Genomic DNA, 21671 nt, shown 5'->3' on the forward strand with positions numbered 1-21671 from the left:
GAAAACACTGAACGCACGACAGGCACGAAAGAACGAAAGGGCGATGGGGCGATGGGCGACTTAAGCGAGGGGGTGATGGAGCGAAATTGTAAGGACAGACAAAACGAGACACCAAGACACGACGGCCCGACAGCACGAGCGCACGAATGCACGATAGCACGATAGCACGATGGAATGAAAGAAAGATGGAACGAAAGAGCAATTCATCAAAACCGCAGATTTTTCTAATGTGACCTAATGTGCCCCCGCCTGCTGCGGGGCAGGTATGTAATTCAAATTTTATGAACCATAGAAGGCATATAAGAATTTTAAACATTTTACTACCCCCGTTGCTGAAATCAGGTTAATATTCCAAAGTTTTAAAAACCTTATTTCCCATATATTAAACTTTAGTAGCCATAAGCTCCCCAAACCCTCAAACCTTATTACCTTATTTACCCGTCTTGGTGGCAATAAGGTAATAAGGTCAGCGAAGGAGGGTGAATTTCATGGCTACTAAGGTGATGGACAAAAAATAAGGTGTCCCGTAAGCTCCGTCCTTTCTATGTTTTTTCCTATATGGTTACTATGTGCCTTATGTTGTTCAATTTATTCAACGACAGCACGAAAGAACGACTGGAGCGACTTAAGCGACGGAACGATGGGGCGAAACCGTAGCCAAAAGCCAACCTTGGACACGGACGGGCAGGGATATACACAGATCCTCCAAAAGCCGGACAAGCTAATATGAATCAGCGTGAAACTTGTCCAATCCCTGCCTGCCTGCCGGCCCGCCTGCTGCTGGTCAGGCAGCCAGGTGTGTTATCCTTGCCCCGTACTTAAGTCGGGGAGTGTTCCATATATTCAATAACATGAAACAACGGCACGAGAGAACGAGGGAACGAAAATGCGAAGGGGCGACTTCGCGGAAGATCGATTTAAATACTTCCCTCAGAATTTTCTGTCCTCAGCCTCAGCCTCATTCCTCAAACGTTAAACACCTTTATTTTCTGCAGATGCAAAATGATTGATGATGGCTTTGGCCTTGGATTTACCGACCTCCTGTTCCAGGGTTTCCGGGTCCAGTTTTTTTACTTCCGCAGTTGATCCGTACTTTTCAAGAAGCTTTCGGGCCGTTTGGGGACCGATGCCTTGTATATTTTCCAGTTCATTTGAAGTAAACGACTGGGACCTTTTCTGCCGGTGAAACCGGACACCGAAGCGGTGGGCTTCGTCACGCAGGTGCTGTATCGTTCTTAAACTTGAAGAATTTTTGTCCAGATATAACGGCACGGGATCGTCCGGCAAAAAGATCTCCTCCAGCTTCTTGGCAATGCCGATGATGGTAATCTGCTTGTGAATATCCAGTTCCCTGAGGCTTTCCAATGCGGCAGAAAGTTGTCCCTTGCCTCCGTCGATTACTATAAGCTGGGGCAACTCCTCGCCCTCGTTCAGCAGACGCCGGTACCGTCTAAAAACCACCTCCCGCATGCTGGCATAATCATCCGGCCCTTCTACTGTTTTTATGTTATATTGACGATACTCATTTTTGCTTGGCTTTCCGTTACGAAAAACCACACAGGAAGCAACAGGATTGGATCCCTGTATATTGGAATTGTCAAAACATTCAATATGGTTTGGAAGCTGTTGCATACGAAGATCTTCCCTGAGCTGCTCCATTTCTTTGGTTTTTGAAAACTTTCGGTTGATTTTTTCATTCCGTTTTTCCTTCTCAAAATGATAATATTTCAGATTGCGCTCGGAAAGCTCCAGCAACCTTTTCTTATCTCCCTTCTTGGGAACAGTCACCTTGATGCCGTTCACCGGATAATCGATGGCATAGGGAACCACCAGCTCTTTGGAACGGCTCTTCAATTTCTCCCGGATTTCGGTGATGCCCACCTGCAATAGTTCTCCGGGATCTTCATCCAGCTTCTTTTTCAGTTCAAGGGTATGGGACTGCACGATCCTGCCTGAGGTTACCTTCAGGTAATTGATGTAAAAACTTTTGCCTTTTTCCAGGGTGGAGAAAACATCCACATTGTCTATCCGGGGGTTAACAACCGTAGACCGGCTCTTGTATTTCTCCAGGAGATGAATCTTTTCCTTTAGCGATTGGGCTTCTTCAAAACGATAATTAGAAGCATATTCGTTCATCAAATTTTTCATGTAATGGATCACCTCCTGGATGTCCCCTTTCAGGATCCTCCGGATATTTTCAATAGCCCGGTTATAGTCTTCTTCAGTCTGATACCCGATACAGGGTGCCTTGCAGTTACCCATATGATATTCCAGACACTCTTTAAATTTGCCCTTTTCAATGTTTTCTTGAGTCAGATTATAATTACAGGTACGCAGGGGATAAAGCTGCCGGACCAAATCGAGCAGCACCCTTACCATATTGGCTGAAGTATAGGGTCCGTAATACATCGATCCGTCATTGATCACATTCCGTGTGGAGAACACCCTGGGAAAAGGTTCGTTCTTAATGCAGATCCAGGGAAAAGTTTTATCGTCTTTTAGCTGAACATTATATCTGGGCTGGTATTTTTTAATCAGGTTGTTTTCAAGCAGCAAAGCATCCGATTCGGATTCCACTACAATATACTGAATGTCGTGAATCCGGGAAACAAGTATTTGCAGCCGGTGATTTTCATAGCGCGATTTGTTAAAATAGCTTGAAACCCGCTTTTTTAAATCCTTGGCCTTCCCCACATAAATGACCTCACCTTTTTTATCAAGATACTGATAAACTCCGGGCTTATTGGGAAGGGAAGCCACCTTTTCATTTAAGAGATCAGATTCATCCAACATATCTATAACCTAAGCATATTTGACAATCCGTACCCATGTTCCACGTGGAACATAACCTCTTGTGCTTGCTATAAAATTATGGCGGTTACTGGTCAACATGCAAGGGAACATACTGAAATTTTTGCACATCAAACAATCCCTGATCGGTGATCTTCAATTCCGGTATAACCGGAAGTGCCATAAACGAAAGCGTCATAAAGGGAGCCTCCAGTTCACATCCCAGGGCATCGGCAACCTGTGTAAGCATGTGGTATTGGGCGGAGACCTCTTCGGCAGCCTGATGGGACATCAAACCGGCAATTTCCAGGGGCAATCCGTGGAGGTCGGCTCCGTCAAAAACAACGATGCCTCCTTTTTGTTGTATCAATCCATTCATTGCCTGAACAATGGAATGGTCATTGGTTCCCACCACAATCAGGTTGTGGCTGTCATGAGCAATGCTGGAACCCAAAGCGCCTTTCTTCAGACCAAAATTCCGGATAAAACCCACGGAAGGCTTCTGGGATTTATACCGGCTCAAAACAACAATCTTCAGAATATCATTGCTGGTGTCAGAGTAAAACAGGCCGCCCTCTTCCTTGGGATGTTCGGTTGACCAGGATGTATACAATTCATGGTCGTGTGCATGGATAACCCGTACGGGACTACCGGCATCAACCTGCAGATCGCTTGTCTTTATGGGATCGGCCTCCATAATATTGGGACTTTGATCTGCTACAGGCTCGAAATAGACCTGCCCCTGGTCATAATAACACTTTCCATTAATATAGGTACTGAGGATATTGAATTGGGTCAGATCATCCACACGGATAAAATCAGCAAAATCATTTTCTCTCAACAAACCAATGGGTAAATCATAATGCAAGACGGGATTATAGGTGGCGGCTTTCAGCAGATCAAAAATATCCAACCCGTATTCCAGGCCTTTTTTGATCAAAAGGTTGATATGGCCTTTAACAAGATCATCGGGATGGCGATCGTCACTGCATAACATTACCTGATCGGGATGTTCCTTAATCAATGGCCATAAAGCATCAAAATTTCGTGCAGCGCTACCCTCCCTTATCTGAATCATCATTCCTTTCTCCATTTTTTCTTTGGCTTCCTCATAGGTGTTGCATTCATGTTCGGTGGTAATACCTGTATCGATATATTTCTTCAGATCATCTCCCCGCAAACCGGGCGCATGTCCATCTACAGGGCGACCGGTAGCCTGGGCAGCTTTAATTTTGCTCATCACTTCTTCATCTCTTGCAAGGACACCCGGGAAGTTCATCATCTCGGAAAGATATCCGAATTGATCTTCCTCAAGCAAATTTTTGACCTTCCGGCTATCGATCACAGCTCCGGAAGTTTCAAAAGGCGTAGCCGGAACACAGGAAGGAACGCCAAAATTAATTTTTAAAGGAGCAGAACCGGCATTGGATACCATAAACCGGATACCTTCTTCTCCCAACACATTAGCAATTTCATGGGGATCGGAAACGGTACCCACCGTTCCATGTTGAATCGCTGTTCTTGCAAATTGCTGCGGAGAAAGCATCGAGCTTTCAATGTGCACATGGGCATCCACAAGACCGGGTAAAATATAGCCATCATCTGTCGACTCACGGCTTGGCTCTATCTTTCGTATTATCCCGTTTTCGATATGAATTTTCCCGGGAAAAATCTGTCGGCCGGGAATATCTACGATTTGGCCTGTAATGATGTTATTGGATTGTTTCATGATAAAGTCTGATTATATGTTTGTAATTCCATTAAATAGAAGCTCAAAATTTGAGCTTATGCTTCATTCGCCATGGAACCCGTATGTTAATTAGGTTCTTTTTGTTAAGGTTCTTACATGTGGGTCTCATACAGCATTATGTGTATGTTCCACGTGGAACATTAAATTATCTTCCATGATACATCAGCAATACACTGACATCTGAAGGAGAAACACCACTGATACGTGAGGCCTGTCCAATGGTTTTTGGCCGTATGCGGTTCAGTTTCTGCCGTGCTTCGATGGACAGGGACTGAATCTGATCATAATTGAAGTTCTCCCTTATACGAATATGCTCCAGCCGGCTCAGTTTACCTGCTATCTGTTTTTCCCGGTCTATGTAGCCACTGTACTTGATGATGATCTCCACCGCTTCCATAATCTCATCCCTCCGCTCCGGAAGGGAATTATACAGTTCCTTTAATTGGGGAACGTATTCGATCAATTGATAAATATTTACCTGGGGTCTTAAAAGAATATCCACCAGTTTTCGTTTTTGTTGGGTTGGCGAAGTATTTAATTGGCTTAGCAAACGATTGATTTCATCGGGTGGAGTACTGTAATTCCGGATAAACTTCAAAATTCGGTCCCGGTAGGAAATTTTTTCCTTTAAAAGATTATACCGGTATTCAGAGGCAAGCCCCAGTTTATAACTTAATTCAGTAAGCCTGATATCGGCATTATCCTGGCGAAGCAAAAGCCGGTATTCAGCCCTTGATGTGAACATTCGGTAGGGTTCATCCACCCCTTTGGTGATCAAATCATCAATCAAAACACCAATGTACGCCTGATCCCGGTTTAAAACAAATTCTTCTTTATCCTGAATTTTCTGGTGGGCATTGATGCCGGCAATGAGCCCCTGGGCACCTGCTTCTTCATACCCTGTAGTTCCGTTCACCTGGCCGGCCAAAAACAGATTGCTGATCTTTTTGGTCTCCATAGTATAATGCAACTGAGTTGGAGAAAAGAAATCATATTCGATGGCGTAGCCGGGTCTGAACATCTTTGCATTCTCAAAACCCGGTAAGTTACGGATGCCTTCATACTGAACATCCCAGGGCAATGAAGAAGAAAACCCATTGAGGTAACATTCTACGGTATTTTCTCCTTCTGGTTCGAGAAAGAGCTGATGGGCATTCTTATCGGAAAAGGTCACTACTTTATCCTCTATACTGGGACAATACCGGGGGCCAATGCTGTGAATGGTCCCATTGAACATCGGTGATTCATCAAAACCCTTTTCCAGTATTTTATGCACATTGGGATCGGTAAAGGTAATATAGCAGCTTTTCTGAACCTGCATGACATCCTTTAGTGGAAGAAATGAAAATTGTTTCCAGTGTTCGTCGCCTTTTTGTTCCTGTAATTTGGAATAATCAATGGTTCTGCCGTCAATGCGGGCGGGAGTTCCGGTTTTCATCCTACCTGTCTCAAATCCAAAGTCAAGAAGCTGTTCTGATATTCCGGTAGAAGCACGTTCACCTGCCCGACCACCGGGTATTTTATTGGCTCCGATGTGCATCAGGCCGTTTAGAAAGGTACCCGCTGTAAGGATAACGGTTTTCGAATAAAAGGTAATGCCAAGCCGGGTTTCAACACCATAAACGGTATCGTTCTTAATTATCAGCTTTACTACCATATCCTGCCAAAAATCAAGATTTGGAATGGATTCTAGCTTCTCTCTCCATATCCTGGAAAATTTAAGTCGGTCGCACTGTGCCCGCGGACTCCACATGGCAGGTCCTTTTGAGCGGTTCAGCATTCGAAACTGAATCATGCTTTCATCGGTAACAATACCGCTATATCCTCCCAAAGCGTCAAGTTCCCTAACTATCTGACCTTTGGCAATGCCTCCCATTGCGGGATTACATGACATCTGGGCAATCTTGGTCATATCCATGGTGATCAGGAGCACTTTCGAACCCAGATTGGCCGCAGCGGCTGCGGCTTCACTTCCCGCATGGCCGCCTCCAATGACAATTATATCATATTTTGGATTCATAATGTATATACCCGGTTATAATCCTCTACAATAATTAAACGCTGCATTAAATTGTATCAAATGCAGCAAAATTAATATAAAAACGTAGAAAGAAACGGATAGTATATTCTAACCTAAATTGGATGAGCCAAAACCAAACAGGATGCTTCCAAGAAATTTAATGTGTTTTCGTTTAGGCTTGTCCAAATTAACGGAGATTCAAATTGTAATGCTCTATGTATTTGTCCTCGAGCCGGTGCATGCGTTCTTTTTCTTCATCAGTATTGTCGGTATAACCAATAAGATGTAAAATTCCATGCACAATAACCCGTATCAATTCATTTTCAAACCCTGAGTGATAAGTTTTGGAATTTTCATCCACTTTATCAAGACTTATAAAAATGTCTCCTTCTACCGGTCCGGATCTGCTGTAATAAAAAGCAATGACATCGGTATAATAATGGTGATTGAGATATTGGGCATTTAATGAAAATATTTCATCGTTATCAGTGAAAATAATGTTGATCTGCCCGGTTTTCCCGTTTTCTTGCTGTAAGACGTATTGAGCAAGATGTATAATCTCATTCTGAGAAGGTGTAGGAAATGCGGAATAATTATAGAATATGTTGACCGGCATTACTCCAGATTGAAGATCATTTGCACTACAGACCCATCATTGTAGAAATTGACCTCATCAGCAAGATGATTCATAAGATAAATGCCCCGGCCATGAATATTCTCCAGATTTTCAGGTATGGTAGGATCGGGAATATTCTCATAATCAAAGCCTTCTCCTTCATCCCTCACATAAACTTTGATCTGATTCCCTTCTTTTTGCATCTCCAGATAAACACTTTTATTAACATCCTCCTTGTTGCCATGAACAATGGAATTATTCACCGCCTCTATGGTGGCTATAAGAATTTTGCCATACAAGTCGGCATTAATCTTGTTTTCTTCAGAAAAATCGTCAATAAATTTTTCTATAAGGCTTACGTTGTCAATTTTCGATTCGATGTTAATATATTTTTTCATATTAAACTTCTGGTCGCTATTTTTATACTGTAAATTTAATGATTTGTTACAAAAAAATCCATAAAAAGTATAATTAAATCTTAAATAAATTTATTCCAACCAATCTTCCGGGTTCAGTTTTTGATCCTCTTTATAGATTTCAAGATGCAGAATGTTTTCATTGCTTGATTCATCTTGATATACATGCCCGATGGTTTCACCTCGATTGATGATATCTCCTACTTCCACATCTACATCGGTTAAGTTGGAATATACGGAAAGGTAATTGCCATGTCTGACAATCACAGCAAGGTTGGCACCGGGAATGGAAAACACTCTTCGGGCCTCCCCTGTCCATATACATTTCACCGCTGAATTTTGTGAAGCGCTTATATCTACACCGTTATTAAAGAGCTTGATATTTTCCAAAACCGGATGAGAATTTTCCCCGAATTTTCTGGCTATGATGCCGTTTGAAACGGGCCAGGGAATGGAACCTTTATTATTCTCAAAGGCCTGGGAAATTTCTTTTTGTCTTGCAGACATATTTTTCCAAACATCTGTCCGTTCCCGTTCGTCTGCAATAATTTTTTGTATTTCATCTTCCAGACGGGAAACCACCTTTTCATTTTGAGCAATATCCTCACGAAGTTGACGCTCCCTTTGTTTTAAATTGGTAATCTGATTTTGCATCCGGGATTTCTCGTTATTCAATCTTTCTTTTTCGGATCTTCTCTGGTTAAGGGCCCGCTCTTCCTCATCCTTGAGATTCTGAAGCTCCTTAATCCTATATTTCAGTTTTCCTTTCTTCACCTGTATTTTCCGCGCCTGATCCCTCCTGTATTGGGCCAATTGATTTAAATATTTAATTCTTTTATAAGCCTGGTTGAAACTTTCTGAGCTCAATATAAACATGAGCTTGTTGAACCCTTTTTTGTGCTTGTAAGCAGTATAAATGATTTTAGCGTAATTTTCCCTTAAGCTCTCCAATTCACTTTCCAATTGATCGATGGATTCCTCGTTTTGCTGTATGTTCCGGTCCAGATCGTTGATTTGATTATTGAGGTGATCGATTAGTTCATTTCTGAGTTCAACTTTTCTTTGGAGCAAATACAATTCATTCAGTGAGGATTCTTTTGATGCCCGGGTTTCATCCAGTCGCTGACTGGCAGTAGCAATCTCCTGTTCCTTTTGCTCAATCTTTTCTCTTAACTCTTCTTTTGACTGCCCCTGGCAAATACCAAAATCCAATAAAATAAGTATTACAATAACAATATTTAACAATATTCTCATTTCGAATGATAAATGGTTTTATAGGAAGAAGGTATATCCATTTGAATATCGTTAAACTCATTACGAGAGATACCATTCAGTTTTAAAGTGAGTTTGTGAGACTGATTAAACTGATCAAACACAACTTCAACCCGGTCGGGAAAAAGGTGGGTGGCTTCTTTTTGATAATCCAGAAATTTCACAGTAAATTTTTTATTTTCCTCATCTTTATAGAAAACCAAATGAGAAGGCCGAGCCAGATCTTCATAAATCCATCCGTAAAAATTCATATAATCCTTTCCATGTGGTGCCTCATAAGTTCCAAGATAAACCTCATTCTCCACAGAATCACGGGTGAGTTTAGGTTCCGGCATTTGGGCATTGCGATAATTTTCCGGTATATTACCGGAGAAAATGGACTGTAAAAGCCGAAAATCAAAATCCAGCGGGGCAATTTCACTCAGCCGGTTATAATTTGTAAAATAGGCTTTTTTATTCTGACGATCCAGCATCTTAACACTATCTTCCGTATATAAAAGACGGCTAATTTCCATACCCAAGGTTGTTCTCAATGAGATTAAAATGGCACTGTCTTTTATCATCTTCAATGAACCATATAAACTGGAATTGTTATCTGGGGTAGAAAAATTAATTTTTATATTCCTTATGGTTAAGCTCCGATATGGAGTATTTCGTTCTTCTACAAAAGGATACAACCGGTCAGATGCTTCCGGTAAATCGGGGGCAGTTTGAATCAATTCTTTCTGAGGACCACAAAAGCTGAGTATAAATAGAAATCCAACAAGCAATAAAACGTTAATTTTCATCGGATTGATCGGGTAAAGTTTTATTTTCCAATTTATAATTCAGTTGATCCGACTGATTTCCCTTGTCTTTGGCCTCTTTCCACATCTGTATAGCTTTATCCTCATCTCCGGTTTTATACAAAATATCTCCGTAATGTTCAAGGATATCAGCATCTTCATTGCCTCCGTTTTTAATAGCTCTCTCAATATATTTTTTTGCTTCTGATAATTTTCCCATCTTATAAAGTACCCATGCATAAGTATCCAGATAGACGGGATTATTGGGTTCATCCTTAATAACCTTATGGCTGTATCCAAGTGCTTTTTTTAATTTCTCTTCCCGCTGGGAAAGGTAATAGCTGTAATTATTCAAAACAATTTTGTTATTGGGATCCAAATCAAGCACATTTTTAAAATAATGGTCCGATTGTTCATAATTTTCTGTTCGATGGTAAGCTTCTCCAAGTTGGATGTAAAATTGTACACGCATGGACTTATCGTCTTCAACGTATTGAATCCCTTTTTCTAATAAGGATAAAGCGGAATCCGGTTTATTGGTCTGTAAGGCACCTATACCGCTTAACAAATATATTCTGGGTTGTTTATCAAATTCTTGCAGTGCCTTCTGTCCATATTGAAACATGTTTTCGAATTTACCGAGATAGCTGTATATGGATAAAAGCTGATCCCAATAGATGTATTTGCTTTCCGGACCGGTAGCCAGGGTTTCCAGATGCCCGGAAGCTTTTTGAAACTCATTTGTTTTTAAATATAGATCGGCATAAAGGGCATCAATTTCGCTTTTATCAGAATAATAAGATCCTAACGAATCCAGCGAATGTCTCAACTGATCAGCATATTGTGTAAGATTTTCGGTTTCCTGTAAAAAATTCATAAAGATGAGCATCTTATCGCGAAAGTCAACGGATTGATTAGGTACCACTTGGTTCTTATAGGTTTCCAGGGCTTTATCAACTTCTCCCTTGTTGTTGTAATACCTAACCAGTGAAATCTGGCCCAGCTTATTGTTGCTATCCATCTCAAAAAGCCGGTTATACATCTTTTCAGCTTTTTCGTATTCATTAAATGTCGCGTATAATTCAGCCAGCATTCCATAATATTTGGATTCGTCAGGATGTTTTTCGATAAGCTTTCTTATTTCTCTATAAGCCTTTTCCTTCTCACCGATTTTGGCATAAATCATCTTCTTTCGCTGACTGATCCGTTCATTCACACCAACACGAGCTTCAAGCTCATTGTAATATGTAAGGGCTTCCTGATATTTATTTGTTTCCTGATAAAGCTGAGCCAGTCTGAAGACCATATCAAGATCATTAACTTTCAACTCCTCCACGAGATATTCATATTGCATTCTTGCACTGTCCAGCACTTCATTTCTAAGATAAAGACCGGCCAGATTTTTTCTGTACCATTTGTTATCGGGTCCGTATAGGACAGCTTTTCTTCCAAAACGGATGGCTTCCTGGTATTCTTCAAGCTGGGAGCCTATCAGAGACTTCTGATAATAAGGGTCAGGCGCCTGAGGCTTTATATCAATACATTGATTAAGATATTCCAGGGCATCACTTGTATTACCCATTAAGCGCAATTTTATCGCCTGAATATATTTGTACTGGTATTCAACCTGTTTGTTTTCAGGTAAAACCTGATAAACGGTATCTTCCGGAGCCTTCTCTTTCCCGGTGATTCCAATATTATCCATCACACTGCAGCCACTGATACCCAAAAAAATGACACCCAACAAAACAATTCCTACATTAAGCCGCATACAACCTCACAATTTGATATTTGTATAATCTCCCACACTCAAATCCAACGGTTTCCCTTCCATATTGATATTATTTCCAATCATGGAGTCAACGATATTAACTCTTTCGAGGTGTGTATCCGATTGGACAAGTGAGTTACTTATCAACGAATTTTTTATACAAGTATTATTTTCTACGGAAACATAGGGACCCACAACAGAATTTTTCAATTTGACATCTTTTCCGATATAACAGGGTTCAACGACGACACTGTTGTCAATTTCAGCCGATTCGTCAATCAATTCCTTATGATGATAGTATTTGAGAATTTCCCGGTTGGTCACCACTGTTGCAGCTTTGTTTCCACAATCGTACCATTGATTAACAACCGAAGTTGTAAACCGGTTCCCTTTATTTCTCAAATTTTCCAGAGCATCGGTCAACTGATATTCTCCATTAACCAGAATTTCATTCTCTAAAAGGTATTCTATCTCCTTTCTCAATTCTTCGCCTTCTCTGAAATAATAAACTCCAATGATGGCTTCATCCGAAACAAATTCTTCAGGTTTCTCATAAAACCCTTCAACATAACCCTCGCCATTTTTTTTAACAACACCAAAAGCACTGGGATCTTCCACTTTTTTGGTCCAGATAATTCCGTCGGACTCTGTATTCAGTTTAAAATCCGCTTTAAACAAAGTATCGGAAAATGCAACAATAACTTTATCCTCTAAAGATGAACGGGCACAATAAACTGCATGAGCGGTGCCCAAAGGCTTATCCTGGTAAGATATTACCGGTTTGGCTCCAAGTTCGTGGGCCAGTTCCTGAAGTTCGTTTTCAATAAAATCGCCAAAATCACCAATAACAAAATTAATCTCTTCTATTTTCTCGTTGAGTACATCCTTGATTTCATACACCAGATGATTGACAATAGCCTTACCGGCAATTTTAATTAATGGCTTGGGTGTAGTCAAAGTATGGGGCCTCATTCTTTTTCCCATACCGGCCATAGGGATAATAATCTTCATATGCTTTATATTTAATGTGTTCCTGTATGTCCAAAACCTCCACTTGAACGCGCAGTATCATTGATTTGACTGGTTTCTTCCAATTCGATTTTCTCTACTCTGGAAACCACCATCTGGCAGATTCTCTCACCGGGAGTAATTTCAACAGTTTCATTTGACAGATTGATCAGAATGATCCCGATTTCTCCACGGTAATCCGAATCAATGGTTCCCGGGGTATTCAATACGGTGATACCCTTTTTGAGGGTTAAACCGCTTCTCGGACGTACCTGGGCCTCGTATCCTGAGGGCAGTTCAATAAATATTCCTGTAGGAACCAGTGATCTTTCAAGTGGTTTAAGTTTGACGGGCTCATCTATGTTGGCCTGTAAATCCATTCCCGAAGAATCAACAGTGCTGTAACGGGGCAAAGGATTCTTCGACTGGTTGACGATCTTAACTTTCATTATTATAACAGTTTATAAAAATCTATATTTTAATTTGATTCTGTGGCTAAATTCACAGATTTTGCCTATATGTTAAATGAACCTGCATGTCAGTAATTTTTTTGTAGTAAAACTTGCTGCATGCGGGTTTCATAGGTTAACGCTTAATGCCGATAAATGTTTTTATATCACGGATTGTTATCCGTTCTTTTCTCAGAACGAACCAGAGAAATAAGAGCAAAAATAAAGAATTAAAAAGATTTTTTTGGATAATGGAAGGATAATGTATAAAATTTTGCATAAAATAGATGGCGAGGGCAATAACAAAATAGAACAGTATGGATTTTAATGCATAAGGAATAAAATAATGCTTTCTTCCAAGAAGGTAGGAAACCATCATCATTGTGAAATAACAGATAAGGGTAGTCCAGGCGGATGCTTCATAGCCATAAACCGGAAGCAGGGCAATGTTCATGAAAATGGTTATTGCTGCACCCAACAAAGCAATCATGGCGCCATATCTGGTTAAATTGGACAGTTTATACCAAATGGAAAGATTGTAATTGATGCCAAGGAAAAGGTTGGCTAATAATATGATCGGAACAATATGAAGGCCACTGTGAAACTTGGAATCTATAAAATACTTAAATATTTCAATATATAAGTTAACCACCAGAAAAATAAACAGGCCAAAAATAATGAAATAACGCATAACCTTGGCATAAGTCTCTTTGGCATCATAATCCTTCATCTTGGTAAAATAGAAAGGTTCGGCGGCATACCTAAACATCTGGATAAATATGGTCATCAGCATACCCAGTTTGTAATTGGCCCCGTAAATACCAACTTGTCTCATAGGAGAATTTTCATCAGAAACAAATCTTTTGATAAGTTCTTTATCGGCTACTTCATTTATGGTTCCGGCAAGTCCTACCATCAATAAGGGAAGGGAATATTTCAATACCCGCTTCAACAGCCTCAGGTCGATCAAACCCGGTAAAATTTTTATTTCAGGCAATAAAAGAAGCAATGTCATTGCACTGGCAAACAGATTAGAAATAAAAACGTAACCTACTCCTATGGAAGCATCATAAAAATCCAACAGGAAAGAGGAAGGATAATGAGCATTAAGGTAGGGGAATCCAACAAAAAAGACAAAGTTGAAAAAGAGATTGACAACAACATTAAATATTTTAAGGAATCCGAACTTTTTAGCTTTTCCTTCAAACCTGAGTTTGGCAAAAGGAACGGAAGAAAAAGCATCAATGGTCACAACAGAAGAAAACAATACAATCAGATATTGCCGGTCAGGATATTCCAGAATTTTTGCAATGGGGTGATTGAACAGCAAAATTACCAATATAAACAGAAGGGAGGTGGAAAGAAGGGAAGCCATGATGGTGGAATAAACCTTCCCGGGATCGTCTTCCGATTTGGTAAACTTGAAGTAACCGGTTTCCAGTCCATAGGTAAGCAAAATAAGCAAAAATACAACATAGGCATACAGGTTTGTTACAATGCCGTATTGTTCCAGACTGAAAATATGTGTATAAAACGGGGTAAGGACAACATAATTCAAAAAACGGGGAACTATGGTTCCCAGCCCATAGAGGGCGGTCTGTCCTGCTAATCTCCTGTACTGCTGCACGATTATTACGTTTTAAAGCCAAAGTGATTACCAAACCTTAATTATTCAAAAATAATTAATTGTTGTTCAAGTTTATTAGAATTCTGTAATACAATATCATATTGCTGCAAAGCTTAAGTAATTCAAATCAATCTCCATTGAACCCGCATGTTCTTCATCTTCATGTAGCAAAACTTTGTAGATGCGGGTTTCTGACGCTATTGAAAAACCAGGCTTTTTGCCTCATTATTTTTCGCAAAAAACCGGTTTTTCTAATGCGGGGTTGCCTTGCTCCGCACGCTGTCGCTGAAGCTTTAGCGTAAGCAACCAAAGCTTCGCGAAGGCGAAATTAAAAAGAAAAATTTTTAACTTCATAATAGGGAAGCGTGAAGTAAAAAGTAGAACCTTTACCCGCATCAGAATCCACCCATATATTTCCTTCCAAGCCTTCCACCAGCTTCTTGCAAATGCTTAACCCTATGCCGGTTCCACTGCTGTAACTGGTATGGTTATGATCCATTTTTCGGAAAATCTCATAAATATGTTTCTGTTGTTCTTTGCTCATACCAATTCCCGTATCCTGAACATAAAATTCTAAAGTCTTACCGGATTGGGTTTTACGTATCCGATAACCAAAAACTATTTTACCGGATTGGGTAAATTTAACAGCATTATCTATCAGGTTGGAAATAATTTGATGAAGCCGCCAGGAATCTGTATAGATATAAACATCCTCTTCCTCCTCCTGTTTATCCACCGTAAGAGAAATTCCTTTATTTTTTAAATCATTCAAATCCAAATATTCAAAATAGATTTCTTCCAGCAAGTTATTAAGGTCAATGGGATTGTATTTAAATTTTAGTTCATCGGCTTCAATTTTTGAGATGTCTATGAGGTTTTCAATCAATTTCAATAAATGGTTGGTATTATCGTTGATTAGCCTGAGCAACTCATATTGTTCCTTCCCGGAAAGATTATCTTCAAATAAAATATTTGAAAACCCAACAATGGCATTCATTGGGGTCCGTATCTCGTGTGACATATTGGCCAAAAAAGCACTTTTAAGTCTGTCGGACTCTTCAGCCTTTCTTTTGGCTTCCTCCAAATCTTTGGTCCGTTTTTTAACGAGACTTTCAAGGTTTTGCCGATGTTTCCTAAGCTCCTGATTTTGCTTTTCGATTTTGTGGTTTTGTATGGTAGTAAACTCAATCTGAGTCTGCAGTTCTTCTTTTTGCCGCTCCATATCGCGGGTTTTTCTGGCAAGTTGAGATTTGAATCCGGCCTTTTCACTCTTAAGACTTTTAATATACAAAAAACATCCCAGGTGAATCAAAACCAAAACAGCAATTAACCCGATCAATGCATACGGATGAAAAGTAATCCCTTCATTTTCTGTCTTAACCCAATCAATATCAGAAACAGCCACAGAAATACCTAAAACATGTTCCACGTGGAAACATGCTGTTTTATTTATTGATTTTGAATGGTTTGAGCTTAATTTTTCGATTGTGTTTGATGGAATTAAAATTTTGTTTTCATGAGCATTATTTGTTTCTTTGGAAAGGCTAAATAAAGAATGATTTGAAAATCCGGAAGCAATTGACAATTGGGTGTATTGACGGGCAGAGTCGTTGAATGTGTTATTATGCGAAGAAAAAAAGAAGCATATACCGCAAAGCAAAAACACGATAATAAGTATATGATATGCTATACGTTCTCCCGAAATAAAAATCATATGAGGTATTTTGGCAGGCGCGAATTTAAAGATAAGAAAAATTATTATCAAGCATCCTTAAAAAAATTAATCCATTATTTATTCACCATTTTATAGGAACTGTATATAAAAAATTAATAATCTGTAAGATGAATAATAAGGAAAATGTGTGGAAATCCATCCAGGAATATATTCAATCCCAATTTAATATTCCACCGGATGTTCATAATATCTTGTTTTTAATTGGAGTTCAGGAAATGGGATATGGTTTTCAACAATTGGATCAGGCTACTAAAACAAAAGTTATTAATTTTGCTTCCCTATACATTATGAATTTCATTAAGGAAGAAGATAAAAAAATCTTAAAAAATCAGGACCCGGAAAAATATGGCTATGAAGAAGAAATATATAAAACAGGCATAATCAATTATTTTGAATTCAAGAAAATTATATAGGAATGATAGACAAAATCAATGAATATCTGAGGGAAATTGAGAACTTTGATTCAAATGACCCGGAGGAAATTGAAGCCTTCCGTATTAAATATCTGGGAAGGAAAGGGCTTTTGAATGAAATTTTGAGTGCGTTCAAAAATGTACCCAATGAGGATAAACCTCAGATTGGGAAAAAGATCAATGAATTAAAAACGAAGGCCCAGGAAAAGGTAAATGAGCTTAAATCATCAGTAAAAAGCAGTTCCGGTAAAAAAATACAGGATGTAACCCGGCCTTCCTACCCGGATGAAACAGGAAGCCTGCATCCCATAACCCTTGCCAGAAAAGATATAATTGAAATATTTTCAAGGCTCGGCTTTACCATTTCAGAGGGACCGGAAATTGAAGATGACTGGCACAACTTCTCCGCATTAAACTTCCCGGATGCACATCCCGCAAGGGACATGCAGGATACTTTTTTCATTCAACGCAATCCCGATATACTTCTACGCACGCATACTTCCTCAGCCCAGGTAAGGGTAATGGAAAAAACCGACCCGCCTATCCGTACCATCTCTCCGGGCAGGGTATTCCGGAATGAAGCCATCAGTGCCAGGGCTCATTGCATTTTTCACCAGGTAGAAGGATTGTATATTGATAAAAATGTATCATTTGCAGATTTGAAACAAACCCTTCTGTATTTTGCCAAGGAAATGTTTGGAAAGGAAACAGAAATCCGTTTTCGCCCTTCATTTTTTCCTTTTACCGAACCTTCGGCTGAAATGGACGTTTCCTGTACGCTTTGCGGAGGCGAAGGATGTAAAATATGTAAATACACAGGGTTTCTTGAAATTTTGGGCTGCGGTATGGTAGATCCCAATGTTCTGGAAAGTTCAGACATTGACAGCACAAAATATACAGGATTTGCATTTGGTATGGGGATAGAAAGAATTGCCCAGCTAAAATTCAATGTAAACGACCTAAGGCTATATTTTGAGAACGATATACGCTTTTTGGAACAGTTTAAAGCAAAGTTGTAATTTTATGGTATTTTCAGACCTCAACAAAATTGAATGAATAATTAGACATGTTTATAATTTTCTGATAATAAAGTATTAATAAGCATTAATTTTTAAAATCTAATTTTATAAAATGATATATCTACTAATAGAGTGCAAATTTTGATAGATTTAACAAATCAATCTTTTATGTATGATATATTTCATTGTAATTAATAATCTATATGCAAATATTGCATTATATAAAACTAAAATTAAATGTCCAATTATTGAATTAAAGTCTATTTATCAACTATTTAACTATTATTTAAAGTTATAAAAACTGAGATCTGATTTTATTGTAGGTAGAGACATCCCGCGGGATGTCTCTACCTACAATAAAATACAAAATTAATTTTCAATAGTTTTCCCGTTAACCCGTATTTCAGTAGTCAGATCAATGGCTTTTTTATAAACAGCACTTACTCCGCAATATCTTTCTTCTGAGAGATTAACCGCCTTCTTCAGTTTATCCACAGGCAGATCATTTCCTTTAAAATGATAGATTACATGCATTTTATAATAATGTTTGGGATGTTCCTCTGTCTGGTCGGCCTGAACTTCTACATCAAAATCATCCAATTCGACACGCATTTTTCCAAGAATACTGATAACATCCAACCCTGTACAACCGGCTAGTGAGACCAGCATTAAGGGCTTAGGGGAGGGGCCTTTGTCTTCACCTCCCACTTTAGGTGAGGCATCTATTGTAATTTTATGACCGTTGATTTCGGTCTCAAACTGCATCTTTTTTACATGAGATAAAGTGATTGATGTGTCCATATCGCATTATTTTAGACATTTAAGAGTATATACAACAAAAATATATTAATTTTGTTGAAATAGTACAGTTTCAATTCATCTGAATCTATCAATAAATCTATATATGTTCATTTTAATGGAATTTAAACCTGCTTGACAATATGGACTGCATTAATAGTAATGATACAGTATTCAAACATCTTAGCGACGAACAAAGGAAGATGCTGAATGAAAACAAATCCTGTAAAAACTATAAAAAAGGATCGGATATTTACCAGGAAGGCAGCCGAACAAATGGTTTATATTGTATCAACGAGGGAATTGTAAAAATCTATAAAACCGGCATTGATGGAAGGGAACAAATTATATATTTTGCACAGGCCGGTGATATTATTGGCTACCGCTCCATTTTAAGCGGTGAGCTTGCCTGTTCTTCGGCAGAAACCATTCAGGAAAGTACGCTTTGCTTTATTCCGGGTGATTTGATTATATCCATTATACGAAATAATGGTGATTTTGCTATGGACGTTTTGCAACAAAGCTGCAAGGAACTTGGTGAAGCCAATTCCTATATCACTGATATTGCACAAAAAACAGTAAGAGAAAGGTTGGCAGAGGTTCTGATCAAATTAAAAGATAACTTTGGACTGGATGATAACAATGAATTACAAATTTCTTTAACCCGTGAAGAAATGGCCAATATTGTAGGAACTGCCACTGAATCGGTTATCCGTTTGCTGTCGGAGTTCAAACAGGATCGACTCATTGATCTGAAAGGAAGAAAAATACGATTGCTTGATATCAAGAAACTCGAGAAAATCTCCAATGCTTTTGGATAATACCTATAACTGGCTAAAAGCGGAAATGTGTTTTAAGTATTAAAAAATCCGCTTCTGCCCGTTTTCCTTATTGTATTCCCTGTTTAAGTGCTTATATCCTAAAAAAGTGACTTCCCTTCCCCGCTGAGTTCGTTGCAGGTAGCCTTCTTTTATAAGAAAAGGTTCATAAACTTCTTCCAGGGTTCCACTATCATCACCAACAGCCGTAGCGATGGTAGTAATACCAACCGGCCCTCCGCTAAATTTATCGATAATGGTGGACAGGATTTTATTGTCCATCTCATCCAGCCCGTGTTTATCAATGTTCAAAGCTTCCAGGGCATATTTGGCAATATCCATATCAATATATCCTTTTCCTTTAACCTGTGCAAAATCTCTTACACGTCGCAACAAGGCATTGGCTATACGGGGAGTTCCTCTGCTTCTTGAAGCAATTTCCTCAGCGGCGTCATCATGAATGGTTATATTGAGAATTTTTGCAGACCGGAGAATAATGTTCTTAAGCACGGTATAATCATAATATTCCAGATTGGCTCTAATACCAAACCGGGCACGCAGGGGACTGGTCAAAAGACCGGACCGGGTAGTGGCTCCAATAAGTGTAAACTCATTAACCTGGAGCTGTACGGACCGCGCGCTGGGCCCCTTATCAATAACAATATCAATATGAAAATCTTCCATTGCAGAATAAAGATATTCTTCTACTATAGGGCTGAGACGATGTATTTCATCAATGAAAAGCACATCCCCTTTTTCAAGATTGGTCAACAGCCCGGCCAGATCTCCGGGTTTGTCCAATACTGGGCCGGAAGTGAGTTTTAGGTTGGAACTCATCTCGTAAGCAATAATATTGGCCAGTGTAGTTTTTCCCAAACCCGGAGGCCCGTGTAAAAGCACATGGTCTAAAGCATCATTCCGCATTCTTGCTGCTTCAACAAAAACTTTCAGATTCTCCACTACTTTGCCCTGACCCTGGAATTCATCAAAATAAGAAGGACGGAGTTTTTGTTCAAACTCTGCTTCTTTCTTACTTGATCCTTCTTCACGGATGTTAAATTCTTCATCCATAATAAAAATATTTTAAAGGCCCAATTCTCTCGATATTTCAAGCATCTTGTCAATTGGCTTTCTGGCAAGTTCAATGGTTTCCCGGTCTAGCTCAACAGTAGGCTCTTCATATTTCAAACTGTTGTAAATTTTATTCATGGTGATCATTTTCATAAAATAACAGTCGCTGCAGCCGCATGTGGAATCTTTTGGAGGAGCTACAATAAAGTATTTATCCGGATTCTGCTTTTTCATCTGATGAATAATCCCAGATTCGGTGGCTACAATAAATTGTTTGGCATTGTCTTGTTTTGCAAATTTCAACAAGGACGATGTGGACCCAATATGATCGGCCATAATCTGAATGGGTTTTTCACATTCAGGATGGGCAATGAGTTTTGCATCCGGATACTCCTTTTTAAGCTCTACAATTCGCTGGGTTGAAAATTCTTCATGAACATGACAGGCACCTGGATAAACGACCATATCCTCCCTTCCGGAAATCCGTTTGATATAATTCCCGAGATTTTGATCTGGAGCAAAAAGAATTTTTTCCGTTTTTGGAAGATAATTTACAATATGCAATGCATTGGTTGAAGTGCAGCATATATCCGTCATGGTTTTTATTTCAGCCGTTGTATTCACATAAGAGATAACCGTATAACCGGGATACTGATCCTTAAATTCTTTGAATTTATCAGGCGGACATGACTCAGCCAGAGAACACCCTGCATTGAGATCCGGTATGATCACCTGTTTTTCCGGGCTTAATATTTTAGCAGTTTCAGCCATAAAATGTACACCCGCAAAGATAATCATATCAGCATCTGTTTCTGCAGCAACCTGAGAAAGTTTCAAACTGTCACCCAAATAATCTGCGATATCCTGTATATCGCTGGTTTGATAATAATGACCGAGTAAAACGGCATTTTTTTCTTTTTTCATCCGTTCTATTTCACCGACCACATCTATATTGGGATCTACCGGTTTGTCTATGAACCCTTTTTCTTTTATGTTGAGATTGTTAACATCCATATTATTATTATATTTTTTATTTTAAACCCTAATGATGATAAATATGTCCGGTTAATATTGTTTGTTTTTTTCTTGAAGATTTCTTTGAAATGTAAAAATTAAAATTCAATTCATATTGAATTAACAAGCATTTTAAATTTTCACTCCTGACATAAAAAACAATAGCCAACTTATAAACAAATGGTGAATAACCTTCAGGTTGATAAAATACGGTTTTATTATATAAACATCTTTGTTCAAAGAGGTGTTTATTATATATTGGTTAAATCTAAAAAATATTTTTTTCCATTTGAAAAATT

At 39.0% G+C, this 21671-nt stretch carries 18 protein-coding genes; 3 read left to right on the top strand and 15 right to left on the bottom strand.

All coding sequences use genetic code 11. The annotated features are described in order from the left end of the window. Window positions 1-972 precede the first annotated feature (972 nt). The 12 genes from KGY70_03845 to KGY70_03900 all read right to left on the bottom strand — a co-directional run bounded on the left by KGY70_03845 (window position 973) and on the right by KGY70_03900 (window position 15933). A complete protein-coding gene (locus tag KGY70_03845) occupies window positions 973-2793 on the bottom strand; it encodes an excinuclease ABC subunit C (GenBank protein MBS3774293.1) in 1821 nt (606 codons plus the stop codon). An 85-nt stretch (window positions 2794-2878) separates the two neighbouring features. Beyond that, entirely contained in the window at window positions 2879-4519 is a 1641-nt protein-coding gene (gene ade, locus KGY70_03850) for an adenine deaminase (protein MBS3774294.1), read from the bottom strand. 166 nt (window positions 4520-4685) lie between these two features. Beyond that, window positions 4686-6560 (bottom strand): tRNA uridine-5-carboxymethylaminomethyl(34) synthesis enzyme MnmG, encoded by a 1875-nt coding sequence (gene mnmG, locus KGY70_03855; protein ID MBS3774295.1) that lies wholly within the window; start codon window positions 6558-6560, stop codon window positions 4686-4688. Window positions 6561-6747: 187 nt separating this feature from the next. Further along, window positions 6748-7176: an rRNA maturation RNase YbeY gene (ybeY, locus tag KGY70_03860; GenBank protein ID MBS3774296.1), complete on the bottom strand. Its 429-nt coding sequence runs from the start codon at window positions 7174-7176 to the stop codon at window positions 6748-6750. After that, complete coding sequence (locus KGY70_03865) at window positions 7176-7574, bottom strand: ATP-binding protein (protein MBS3774297.1); 399 nt, start codon at window positions 7572-7574, stop codon at window positions 7176-7178. Before KGY70_03865 ends, ybeY begins: the two co-directional genes overlap by 1 nt. A 90-nt stretch (window positions 7575-7664) precedes the next feature. Continuing rightward, window positions 7665-8846: a peptidoglycan DD-metalloendopeptidase family protein gene (locus KGY70_03870; protein ID MBS3774298.1), complete on the bottom strand. Its 1182-nt coding sequence runs from the start codon at window positions 8844-8846 to the stop codon at window positions 7665-7667. Beyond that, window positions 8843-9652: a DUF4292 domain-containing protein gene (locus KGY70_03875; GenBank protein MBS3774299.1), complete on the bottom strand. Its 810-nt coding sequence runs from the start codon at window positions 9650-9652 to the stop codon at window positions 8843-8845. Before KGY70_03875 ends, KGY70_03870 begins: the two co-directional genes overlap by 4 nt. After that, complete coding sequence (locus KGY70_03880; GenBank protein ID MBS3774300.1) at window positions 9642-11420, bottom strand: tetratricopeptide repeat protein; 1779 nt, start codon at window positions 11418-11420, stop codon at window positions 9642-9644. The genes KGY70_03875 and KGY70_03880 overlap by 11 nt, the downstream gene beginning before the upstream one ends. Before the next feature lie 6 nt (window positions 11421-11426). Then, the gene (locus KGY70_03885; GenBank protein MBS3774301.1) at window positions 11427-12431 is read right to left on the bottom strand and encodes a hypothetical protein; all 1005 of its coding nucleotides are present in this window, start codon (window positions 12429-12431) and stop codon (window positions 11427-11429) included. 11 nt (window positions 12432-12442) lie between these two features. Next, on the bottom strand, window positions 12443-12877 hold the full coding sequence (gene dut / locus KGY70_03890; protein ID MBS3774302.1) for a dUTP diphosphatase: 435 nt from the start codon (window positions 12875-12877) through the stop codon (window positions 12443-12445). Window positions 12878-13013: 136 nt separating this feature from the next. After that, on the bottom strand, window positions 13014-14504 hold the full coding sequence (locus KGY70_03895; protein ID MBS3774303.1) for an oligosaccharide flippase family protein: 1491 nt from the start codon (window positions 14502-14504) through the stop codon (window positions 13014-13016). 328 nt (window positions 14505-14832) lie between these two features. Next, window positions 14833-15933, bottom strand: a complete 1101-nt coding sequence (locus tag KGY70_03900) for a hypothetical protein (protein MBS3774304.1) — start codon at window positions 15931-15933, stop codon at window positions 14833-14835. Between the two features lie 413 nt (window positions 15934-16346). Between KGY70_03900 and KGY70_03905 the strand changes: the two genes are divergently transcribed. Together KGY70_03905 and pheS are read left to right on the top strand one after the other, a co-directional pair. After that, window positions 16347-16652 carry a hypothetical protein gene (locus KGY70_03905; protein MBS3774305.1) on the top strand — a complete coding sequence of 102 codons (306 nt, stop codon included), beginning with the start codon at window positions 16347-16349 and terminating at the stop codon, window positions 16650-16652. A 2-nt stretch (window positions 16653-16654) separates the two neighbouring features. Further along, window positions 16655-17671 (top strand): phenylalanine--tRNA ligase subunit alpha, encoded by a 1017-nt coding sequence (gene pheS / locus KGY70_03910; protein MBS3774306.1) that lies wholly within the window; start codon window positions 16655-16657, stop codon window positions 17669-17671. 369 nt (window positions 17672-18040) lie between these two features. Here pheS and KGY70_03915 read toward each other — a convergent pair whose 3' ends face one another. Continuing rightward, window positions 18041-18472: an OsmC family protein gene (locus tag KGY70_03915; protein MBS3774307.1), complete on the bottom strand. Its 432-nt coding sequence runs from the start codon at window positions 18470-18472 to the stop codon at window positions 18041-18043. Between the two features lie 140 nt (window positions 18473-18612). Here KGY70_03915 and KGY70_03920 point away from each other — a divergent pair, with 140 nt between their 5' ends. Beyond that, on the top strand, window positions 18613-19290 hold the full coding sequence (locus KGY70_03920; protein MBS3774308.1) for a Crp/Fnr family transcriptional regulator: 678 nt from the start codon (window positions 18613-18615) through the stop codon (window positions 19288-19290). A gap of 39 nt (window positions 19291-19329) precedes the next feature. Here the strand turns inward: KGY70_03920 and ruvB are convergent, their stop codons facing one another. Together ruvB and nadA are read right to left on the bottom strand one after the other, a co-directional pair. Next, a complete protein-coding gene (gene ruvB / locus KGY70_03925) occupies window positions 19330-20358 on the bottom strand; it encodes a Holliday junction branch migration DNA helicase RuvB (protein ID MBS3774309.1) in 1029 nt (342 codons plus the stop codon). 12 nt (window positions 20359-20370) lie between these two features. Continuing rightward, window positions 20371-21372 carry a quinolinate synthase NadA gene (gene nadA, locus KGY70_03930; GenBank protein MBS3774310.1) on the bottom strand — a complete coding sequence of 334 codons (1002 nt, stop codon included), beginning with the start codon at window positions 21370-21372 and terminating at the stop codon, window positions 20371-20373. Window positions 21373-21671: the final 299 nt, after the last annotated feature.

The organism is Bacteroidales bacterium, from assembly GCA_018334875.1.
Classification (GTDB): domain Bacteria; phylum Bacteroidota; class Bacteroidia; order Bacteroidales; family UBA12077; genus JAGXLC01.